Origin of the sequence: Streptomyces sp. NPDC101152, assembly GCF_044768275.1 — a bacterium.
Classification (GTDB): Bacteria; Actinomycetota; Actinomycetes; order Streptomycetales; family Streptomycetaceae; genus Streptomyces.
The window spans coordinates 1-9,416 of sequence record NZ_JBIWPO010000067.1; the positions used below are offsets into that span (position 1 = coordinate 1).

Below are 9,416 nucleotides of genomic sequence, written 5' to 3' on the forward strand. Positions count from 1 at the left end.
GTCCACTGGCACTTCACCACCGACGACGCACGCGTGAAACTACGCCACCTCTACCCAACCACACAGCGAAAATAAGCCGCAACAAGCTACTAGCCTCGTCCTCCACGGCGTTGTCCAGCGCCAGGGTGAGTTGGGCGATCCGCCACTCACCGTCGGACCGGCGCAGGCTGAACGTGTAGACGCCGGTTGAGATCGTCTGGATTCTCTCGCCGGTGTTCCTTGTCTGCAGCAGATACGCCCTCGCCTCAGCGGTGGTGGCGTCCGTCGTTGTGACCACGACGTTGCTCAGGTGGTGCCGTACCTTGCCGGTCTGGGCGGTGTGCCCGTCGCGGATGAAGTCGAGCACCGCCGCGCGTCCGACGACCGGACCGAGCAGCCCCTGCCCGGGCATCGTGAAGGTCCAGGTGGTGTCTTCGGTCAGGACCGTTTCCAGCTCGGGCACATTCAGTTCGTCCAGGGCGTGGGCATAGTTCGCCACCGCCTGCTGGAGTTCGGCGATCACGAGGCCACCGTCAGCACGATCTTGCCTTGGATGTGGCCCTGCGCGGCCCGCGTGTGTGCGCGGTCCGCTTCGGGCAGCGGGTAGGTGCTGTCCACGCCGACCTGGAGCTTGCCCTCGTCGAAAAGGCGCCCGATCTCGGCGAGCTGGGGGCCGTTGGAACGCACTTGAATGTTGGAGACGGTGATGCCCAGACGCTCCGTCGCTTCGGGGTCGTACTGGGCGAAGAACACCGGAAGCCTGGTGCCGCCGCGCTTGAGCACGCTCAGGAAGCGCGAGCTGTCCGCGCCACCCACGGTGTCGATCACCAGGTCGACGCCGCTGACCACGTCCGCGGCCCGTGTCGTGGTGTAGTCGATGAACTCATCGGCACCGAGCTTGCGCAGGAACTGCTCGTGCCGGCCTGAGGCCACTGCGATGACGTGTGCCCCCTTCCATTTCGCCAGCTGCACCGCGAAGTGGCCCACTCCACCGGCGGCCCCGTTTACCAGCACGGTCATCCCTGGCGTGATCGGCACCGGCCGGTGCACCCGGCCGGTGAAGGGAGACGGCACGTCGTGGCCGAGATCAACCAGGTACTGCCAGGCCGTCAGCACGGCCATCGGCGCCCCGGCCGCCTGCACGTGGTCGATACCGGCCGGCTTGTGAGCCAGGTCCGAAGCCGGCGCGGCCACGTAATCGGCGTACGTCCGGCCGTCGAATCCGGGGAACCGCAGCATGCCGAAGACCTCGTCACCGACGGCGAACCCCCGCACGTCCGGAGCGACCGCCTCGACCACGCCCGACATGTCCGTTCCGGGGATCAGGGGGAACTCCAGCACCGGCCTCATCTCGGCCGGCATGACTTTCATCCCCTCACGCAGGTACCAGTCCGGCGGGTTGATGCCCGCCGCGTGCACCCGGACGAGCACCTCGCCCGGGCCGATCTCGGGAACCGGCACCTCGTCGTACTGCAGAACTTCTGGCCCGCCCGCTTCGTGGAACTGGATCGCCTTCATCGCGCCTGTCGCTTTCTCGGGGAAACGTTGCTCCTTCAGTCAAGGCCCTGGACGGCATGGCGGTCCAAGACCCCTTCGGCAACCTGGTCATTCCGAAACGGCATGACGCGTACCCTGCAAGGGTGAACGACCTCGGACAGGACCTGGAACTGCGGCTGGTGCGCTACTTCACCGTGGTGGCGGCGCACCAGCATTTCGGCCGGGCCGCCGCCGACCTGCACGTGGCCCAGCCGGCGCTGAGCCGCCAGATCCAACGGCTCGAGAAATATCTCGGCACACGACTGCTGGACCGCACCCCCCAAGGCACCCGGCTCACTCCGGCCGGCCAGACATTCCTCCCTCAGGCCCAAGCCCTGCTGCACGCCGCCCGCCAGGCCGAGCTGGCCGTGCGGGAACAAGCCCAGACCGAACGAATCGCCATCGGCTATGTCGAAGACCTGGTGATCACTGCCGCCGTACGGGAACTGAGCCACCGTCACCCGGACGCCGAGATCGCCACCCGGCATCTGAGCTGCAGCGACGTCGGCGCACTGTCCGACAAGCGCGTCGACGCCCTGATCGCGCGGACCCCGTTGCCGCTCGCCACCGACAATGTGTCCACGACCCCCCTGTACGAGGAGCCCCGGATGCTCGTGGTCCCGCAGGGTCATCCCTTGGCCGACCGCGCGTCGGTGACCGCGGAAGAACTGGCCGGCGAAGAGGCGGTCCCGTGCGCGTTCGAGACCGCGGGCTGGACTTCCTACCGGATCCTCGGGGCCGGCGTGCCGCCGATCGAGAGCTACGAGGACAAGCTCGAACTCGTCGCGAGCGGCAGGGCGATCGCCGTCCTACCGGTCGGCGATCGGCGCAGCTCACTGCGTCCCGACCTCGTCACCGTCCCGATCGAGGGTGCTCCCCCCAGCCAGGTCGTCCTGGTCAGCCGCAAGGGCGACCCGAATCCAATGATCAGGAATCTCCGGTTGGCTGCCGAGGCCGTCCTGGCCGCCTCGCCATGCTGACCGGAACCAGGCCGAGCGATGACCATGGGCGGCAGGTCTACCACGGTCTCCGAGGAGAGACCCGCCGGCTCACAGCGGGCTGAACACCGATCGACGCAGGACCTGCCCGTCTTGTCGCCAACTGCTCTCGGGAAACGACAATGGCCCGTGCTCGCTTCGTGGAGGGCACAGCAACGACGATCACGCTCCTGCCGCCGCCGGTGCCGGAGCCCGCACTGCCCACGGCCACGGTCCTGCACCCAGTACGTCGGCCCCGGCGGGACCAGCACCCGTATGACACGTGTCGTGGCCATCCTGCAGGAAGAACCCGAACGGCTATGTGTTGATCACCGCACAGCGATCAGGCAGCGGTCACATCCCGGTGGGCAGTTCCCCGGCCGGCGCCTTTCCGGCTGGTCCGGTGGGCGGGTCCAGCACGTCCAAGCCGGCTTCGTCCTGCCGGATCAGCTCATGAACCTCCGCGGTGGTCACGGCCAGGGAGACGGCCCAGTAATAGATGGCCAGGCTGGCGGCGGCGACGACGAGGAGGTCCACCAGGTTGGGCAGACTGCCGAGTTCGCTGCCGCCGGCGCGGAAGCCTCCGCTGTCATAGTTGCCGAGGTAGCCAAGGGCGACGTTCGTCACCAGCCACACCGGAACCCACGTGAAGCCCTTCCAGTCGGCCTTGGTGATCGGCAGCGGCTCCTTCTTGAGTGCCTGGGTCGCCGCGAAGATGATGAAGCCGATCGCAATACCGGCCTCGATCTTCCAAGTTGTGTCGAAACCACCCCAGTAGATGACCAGGTTGGCGGCGATGAAGCCGATGGGCGCGACCACCGGAGCCGCTTTCAGCCGGTACGGGCGTCGGCGCTGTGGGTCGCGCCGCCGCAGCGCGGTCAACGACACCGGGGCAAAGGCGTACATGATGGCTGTAGCAGAGGTCACCAGCCCGACGAGGCTCTGCCAGCTGGGGAAGGGCAGGAAGGAGAACTCGCCGAGGACGAAGGCCAGCAGCACGGCCCAGATCGGGATGCCGCGGCGGGTGAGTTTGGACAGGCCCTTCGGAAGTTCACCGGCGTGGCTCTGCGCGTAGGTCAGCCGGGAGGAGGTGCCGAGGTAGACCAGGGCGGTACCGGCCGGTGAGACGAACGCGTCCGCATAGAGGACATAGGCGAGCCAGCCAGCACCGGCCGCGGTGGCCAGGGTCGCATAGGGGCCGAAGGAGCCCTTGGCGATTGGGTTGTCCCATCCATGTGCCAGGGCGGCCGGGTCGAGCGAGCCGATGAACGCGATCTCGAGCAGGATGTAGGTCACCGCACCGATGGCCATGGCGATCAGGATCGCGCGGGAGATGTCCTTCTGCGGATTGCGGGCCTCACCGCCGAACTGGATGCACTGTTCGAAGCCTTGAGCGGCGAACACGACACCCGCCGGCAGCGCGGCGAACACGCCCTGCGGACCGTGGGGCATGAAGCCGCCGCCGGCGGTGAAGTTGCCAGGATGGAATGACAGCGTGAGCAGTACCACGATGGTCAGCAGCGGAACCGCCGCCTTCCACACCACGGTGGCCGAGTTGCTCTCCGACAAGAACTTCACGCCAACCAGATTGATCGCGGTGAACAGAGCCATCAGCAGCGTCGCCCACACGAACCCGCTGCCGGTCAGCGTGGAGTTCTTCTGGTCCAGCAGGTGCAGGTGAGTATTGACCCAGCCGATGTTGTCCAGGTAGGTCAGGCTCGCCTCTACCTCGATCGGCGCCAGAGTGACCGCCTGCAGCCACGCCGCCCAGCCGGCGGCGAAGCCGGCCAGGCGCCCGAACGCGAACGCGGGAAACCGCGCCGTGCCTCCCGTGACCGGGTAGGCAGTGCCGAGTTCGGCGTGGATGAGGGCCAGCACACCCAGGATCGCCGTAGCCAGAATCCAGGACAATATGGACGCCGGGCCGGCATGGGTGGCGGCCTTGTACGCGCCGAGCAGCCAGCCCGACCCGATGATCGAGCCGAGCGAGATCATGGTCAGCCCGAACACACCAATTGAGCGATGCAACTTTGGTTGCCCGCTCCGTGCTGCCGTCAAGTCTTGTACTTCTACCATCAACTTCCTCCATGCATGACCATGCTGTCGCCCAGGTCCGGTGTCCGGCGCGAAAGGGTGCCAGTCCGCCAGCCGGTGTGCCCCACAGCACCCCCGGACATCAAGTGGCGGCTCTCTTTTCGGAAAGGAGCGCGGTCATGCGCTGCCGTCGGCGATGAGAGATACTCGTTCAGAGATTCAGCCATCGGCAACTTAGGGCGCTGCTTGCTCCATAGGAAGAAAGTTGAGGAAGAATTGAGACTCATCGCGCGTAGTTGAGAAACAGCTTAAACACGCCGACTTCCCCAGCGTCCTTTCGTCCACTCTTGATGTGGATAAAACGGAAACCCGGGCTTTTCAGTGAGAATTTTCAGAGAGGCCACGGGTCGGGTGACAGGGTGACCTGCCGCGACGCACGAGGCTCCTGTGCCGTTGAGAGAGGTGTTCGACGTCTCAACTCATCAGCGCATGAGCCTCGTTGGTTCCCTTTCCTGCCGCACTCGACCTCCCGCACGCCCTGGCCGAGTGGGTAATCATGCTCATCGTCACCCGTGAGGGTGTCCGCCACGGCAAGCTCCCACCTCGCCAGCGTGCTCTGGTCGGCCTGCTCTACCTTCGCCGACACGACCCTCTGACGCAGATCGCCGCCGGTTTCGGCCTATCCGTCGGCACCGCCCACGCCTACGTCACCGCCGTCGTCGGCCATCTGTCCCGCCGGGCGCCCGGGCTGCTGCGGGTTGGCAGCGGCTCACCTGCGCCCTGGGTGCCCTGTGCGAGGCCGAGCAGCTTGCGCGCAGCGGGCTGGCCGTCGCCTCGGACCACACCGGTTACACCGGCTCCGGTTTCCTGGCCGGCTTCGAGGGGGCAGGTAACTCCGTGTCGTCCGATGTCGACGTCGCCACGCCGGGTACGTGCCAGTTCGACGTCCGCTACGCCAACTCCCGTGGGGGCGACGGTCAGACCATGACGCGCACCCTGACGTTGTCGGTGGATGGCGGCGCGAACCGGTCGGTGAGCCTGCCGGTCACCGCGAACTGGGATTCGTGGGGCCTGGCAAGCAGCGTGGTGCAGCTCAGTGCGGGCCACCACACCATCACACTGGCCAGGACCGCTGCCGACTCCGGCGACGTCAACATCGACAGTGTCGCCCTGGTGAACCAGGGCAACGCCTTTCCACCGACGTCGGCGACCGCGATCATGAGCTGCCGGTTCGGCGTGGGCTGCGAGGCTGAGGCCGACCGCATCTCGGGCTCGGCGATCGCAGCCGACGACCACGGCGGCTACTCTGGCAGCGGATTCGTCGCGGAACTCAACCAGGCGTCGGGCGTGTCGGCCCACGTCGTCGGCGTCCCGGCCGACGGCGCCTATGCGCTACAGGTGCGCTACGCCAACGCCACGGGCCGTGACGGCCTGTACCGGACCCGGACCGCCACGGTGTCCTCCGGCGGTACTGCGCAGACCCTGTCACTGCCCGTCACCGGCACCTGGGACACCTGGCAGACCGCCTCGGTCCCCATCACTCTCAAGGCCGGCGCGAACGACCTCGTGATCGGCTGTCCGGACGCCGCGAGCTGCCACGTCAACGTCGACACGATCTCCGTGACCGCGGCCGGCTCGGCGGCCCCGCAGCCCCACCTGGCGCTCGGCGGGTACCGCCGCAGTCTCGACGGTGTCAACGGCGACAATGGTGCCCCGGCCACCACGCCCGGCCTGCTGTACAAGGAGGGCTGGTATCTGCTCGACGACACGTCCTCCGCTCTGTACGATCCCGGCACCCATCAGGTCACCCGGTGTCCCTCCCATGGCGGGACGCCGTACCAGGACGGCTACGTCTTCGGCTACGGCCACGACTTCAAGCAGGCCCTGGCCGACCTGGCCAGCCTGACCGGCCCGCCAAAACTGCTGCCGGAGTGGGCGTACGGGGTGTGGTACTCCGAGTACATCGACCGCACCGCGGCCGACTACGAGAACACGATCCTGCCCGCCTTCCGCTCCGAGGGCGTGCCGCTGGACGTCCTGGTGACCGACACCGACTTCAAGTCACCCAACACATGGAGCGGTTGGGGGATCGATACGGCCAAGTTCCCCGACCCGAAGGCGTTCTTCGACTGGGCTGCCTCCCAGGGCCTGCACAACATGCTCAACACCCACCCGAGCATCCTCAGCAGCGACCCGCAGTTCGCCCAGGCCCAGGCCACCGCCAAGGGCAAGCTGCACAAGGGCGGTTGCGCCTCGGCCGCGAGCAGCGGTGCGGGGGACTGCTACACCTTCGACTGGGGCGACCCCGACGAGCTCAAGGCGTACCTGGACCTACACCAGACCATGGATCGACAAGGCAACGACTTCTGGTGGCTGGACTGGTGCTGCGACGACTCCCAGTCCTCGCTGCCCGGCGTCACTCCCGACGCGTGGATCAATCAGCAGTACGCCGGCGTGGCCGACAAGACCATCGGTCGCGGATTCGTCGTCTCCCGCGCCTACGGCTCCCTGCAGGCGGGCGGCTACAGCGGCCAGCAAGGGCTGCCCACCGGACCGTGGGCCGACAAGCGCACCACCGTCCACTTCACCGGCGACACCTCTTCCACTGTGGTACGCGCCGGCGACCGCGCCACCACGCGAGCGGCAGGGCGATCCGGGCTGGACGCCGCAGCGCGGGCAGGGGTGGCGCTCGACGTCGTCTGCGTCGGCCGCCGTGGGCTCGTGAGGGTCCGTCATGACCCCGGATCTTCGCACAATGCAAGTATCAGAACGGTGCCCCGCCCATTTTTGAGTGAGAACGGGTTCTGAGAGCCGATCGAAGATCAGAGGGTACCCGGCGGACCATTGTCGATCTTGCTCCGGCAAAGGTCGTTTGTGAGAGCGTTGCCCTCCGGGGGTTCACCGGTTCGTTCCGTCAGGCAGGCTGGGGTTGCCGGAGTCCCTGGAGGAGCAGTTCGATCAATCGGCGGGGGTCGTAGCGCGGGTCGCTGTCGCGTCCGATGCACAGGTTGCCGATGCCGCGCATCAGCTCGTAGGGCTGCGTGCCGGGCCGGATGTCGCCGGCGTCGACCGCGGCGCCGAGCAGCTGCGCGCACACGGGTTCCAGGCGGTCGAGGAAGTAGGTGTGCAGCGCGGCGAAGCGGCTGCTGTCCGACTGCAGGGCGTCGGCGAGTCCGTGCTTGGTGACCAGGAAGTCGACGAAGAGGTCGATCCACTGGCGGAGCGCCTCGAACGGAGAGTCGGCGCCGGCCAGCAGGCTTGGGCCTGCCGCGGCGCATGCCTCGATCTGGTGACGGTAGACGGCGGTGACCAGATCCGCCCGGGTCGGGAAGTGGCGGTAGATCGTCCCCATCCCGACGCCCGCTTTGGCCGCGATCTGGCGGATCGGCGCGTCGACACCCGAGGTGACGAAGACCTCGGCGGCGGCGCTGAGCAGCGTCTGCTGGTTGCGTACCGCGTCGGCCCGCTTGGTTCGGGCCGACGCCTTCCCGGTTGGGCTCTCGGTGGACACGAGGCTTCCTTTCCATCACCGTTTGACAAATCGGAACAGTGCTCCGAATAATAAAGGGAGCAACGTTCCGTTTCAGGTTAGCTGAGGTCGGACACGCCTGACCACTCGCCTGCCACCGCCCGGCTTGGCGCCGGCAACGACGCAGGCTCCAGAAGGGAACCCCCCGCCATGACTGCATCCACCGACACCGCCGCCACCTTCGGCTCGCCCGCCCCTGTCCTGTCGTACAGCCCGGTGGTCCTGTCCGTGCCCGGACGGCCCGTGGACCTCCAGGTCCGTGTCTCCGCGCCCGCCACCGGGACCGGCCTGCCCGTCATCCTGCTCTCCCACGGCCACGGCGGCTCCAACAACCTGTCCTCGCTGAACGGGTACGCGCCCATCGCCAATCTCTGGGCGGCAGCCGGGTTCGTCGTCATCCAGCCCACCCACCTCAGCTCCCGCACACTGAGCCGTCAGCTCGCCGACACCCCCGGAGCCCCCTTCTTCTGGCGCTCCCGTGCCGAGGACATGAGCCACATCCTCGACCGGCTCGACGAGATCGAGAAGACCGTGCCGCAGCTCGCCGGGCGCATCGACCACGACAAGATCGCGGTCGCCGGGCACTCCCTCGGCGGCCACACCGCCAGCCTCCTGCTGGGCGCCCGCAGCGCCGACCCCGACACCGGGGAGGAAGTGAACCTGCTCGAGCCCCGGATCAAGGCGGGTGTGCTGCTGGCCGCACCGGGCAGGGGCGGCGACATCCTCAACGGACCGATGGCCGAGATGGTGCCGTTCTTCCACACCACCGACTTCTCCACGATGGCCACGCCCACCCTGGTCGTCGCCGGCGACCAGGACGACTCCAAGCACTTCACCGACGTCGGCCCCGACTGGCACACCGACCCCTACCGCCTCGCCCCCGCACCCAAGACCCTGCTCACCCTCTTCGGCGCCGAGCACCTGCTCGGCGGCATCTCCGGATACGACGCCGACGAGACCACCGACGAGAGCCCCGAGCGGGTCGCCGCCCTCGCGCGCCTCACCTCGGCCTACCTGCGCGCCCAGTTCCAGCCCGACGACCACGCCTGGCAGGTGGCGTGCGAGGCGCTGACGACTGGGGCCGCCCCGGCCGGACGGGTGGAATTCAAGTAGGCAGCCGCGGCGAAGCCCTACAGCGGGCGGTCCGCATCGTTGTCATCACCGACTGGGCAGTGCCCGTCCCGCACAGGGACGGGCATGCCCCGCGTCGTCCAGAGAACCACGGCCTTCCCGCATTCGCACCGGTCCCGGGTGAGAACAGGGCGGTGGCGGCGCGGGGCACGCCGGGGACAACCGGCGGGCGCCCGCATGGGGGGTGTGGGGGCGCCGGGCCACGCCCGCGCGGTGGTAGGGGACGGGGA

Annotated in this window: 6 protein-coding genes and 2 pseudogenes; 4 read left to right on the forward strand and 4 right to left on the reverse strand. The window is 67.9% G+C overall.

Annotation, left to right across the window (positions count from 1 at the left end):
* Positions 1-13 precede the first annotated feature (13 nt).
* Complete coding sequence (locus ACIRVK_RS41100; RefSeq protein WP_404256538.1) at positions 14-502, reverse strand: nuclear transport factor 2 family protein; 489 nt, start codon at positions 500-502, stop codon at positions 14-16.
* Positions 499-1,497, reverse strand: a complete 999-nt coding sequence (locus ACIRVK_RS41105) for an NADP-dependent oxidoreductase (protein ID WP_404256540.1) — start codon at positions 1,495-1,497, stop codon at positions 499-501. Before ACIRVK_RS41105 ends, ACIRVK_RS41100 begins: the two co-directional genes overlap by 4 nt.
* 122 nt (positions 1,498-1,619) lie before the next feature.
* Between ACIRVK_RS41105 and ACIRVK_RS41110 the strand changes: the two genes are divergently transcribed.
* Positions 1,620-2,495, forward strand: coding sequence for a LysR family transcriptional regulator (locus ACIRVK_RS41110; RefSeq protein ID WP_404256542.1), 876 nt, complete (start codon positions 1,620-1,622; stop codon positions 2,493-2,495).
* A 351-nt stretch (positions 2,496-2,846) separates the two neighbouring features.
* Here ACIRVK_RS41110 and ACIRVK_RS41115 read toward each other — a convergent pair whose 3' ends face one another.
* A complete protein-coding gene (locus ACIRVK_RS41115) occupies positions 2,847-4,502 on the reverse strand; it encodes an APC family permease (RefSeq protein WP_404256544.1) in 1,656 nt (551 codons plus the stop codon).
* Between the two features lie 523 nt (positions 4,503-5,025).
* Here ACIRVK_RS41115 and ACIRVK_RS41120 point away from each other — a divergent pair.
* Positions 5,026-5,283, forward strand: a pseudogene (locus tag ACIRVK_RS41120) (transposase family protein); the annotation flags it as partial.
* A 2-nt stretch (positions 5,284-5,285) separates the two neighbouring features.
* Positions 5,286-7,133: pseudogene (locus tag ACIRVK_RS41125) on the forward strand (TIM-barrel domain-containing protein); the annotation flags it as partial.
* A gap of 307 nt (positions 7,134-7,440) precedes the next feature.
* Here ACIRVK_RS41125 and ACIRVK_RS41130 read toward each other — a convergent pair.
* Positions 7,441-8,037 (reverse strand): TetR/AcrR family transcriptional regulator, encoded by a 597-nt coding sequence (locus ACIRVK_RS41130; protein WP_404256546.1) that lies wholly within the window; start codon positions 8,035-8,037, stop codon positions 7,441-7,443.
* 168 nt (positions 8,038-8,205) lie between these two features.
* On the opposite strand from ACIRVK_RS41130, the gene ACIRVK_RS41135 reads away from it, so the two are divergent.
* Positions 8,206-9,168: an alpha/beta hydrolase family protein gene (locus tag ACIRVK_RS41135; RefSeq protein WP_404256548.1), complete on the forward strand. Its 963-nt coding sequence runs from the start codon at positions 8,206-8,208 to the stop codon at positions 9,166-9,168.
* The last annotated feature ends 248 nt before the right edge of the window (positions 9,169-9,416 follow it).

Excerpts from the sequence above, each read along its gene's own strand:
- ACIRVK_RS41105 (WP_404256540.1), bottom strand. The coding sequence starts at position 1,497 with ATGAAGGCGATCCAGTTCCACGAAGCGGGCGGGCCAGAAGTTCTGCAG.
- ACIRVK_RS41135 (WP_404256548.1), top strand. The coding sequence starts at position 8,206 with ATGACTGCATCCACCGACACCGCCGCCACCTTCGGCTCGCCCGCCCCT.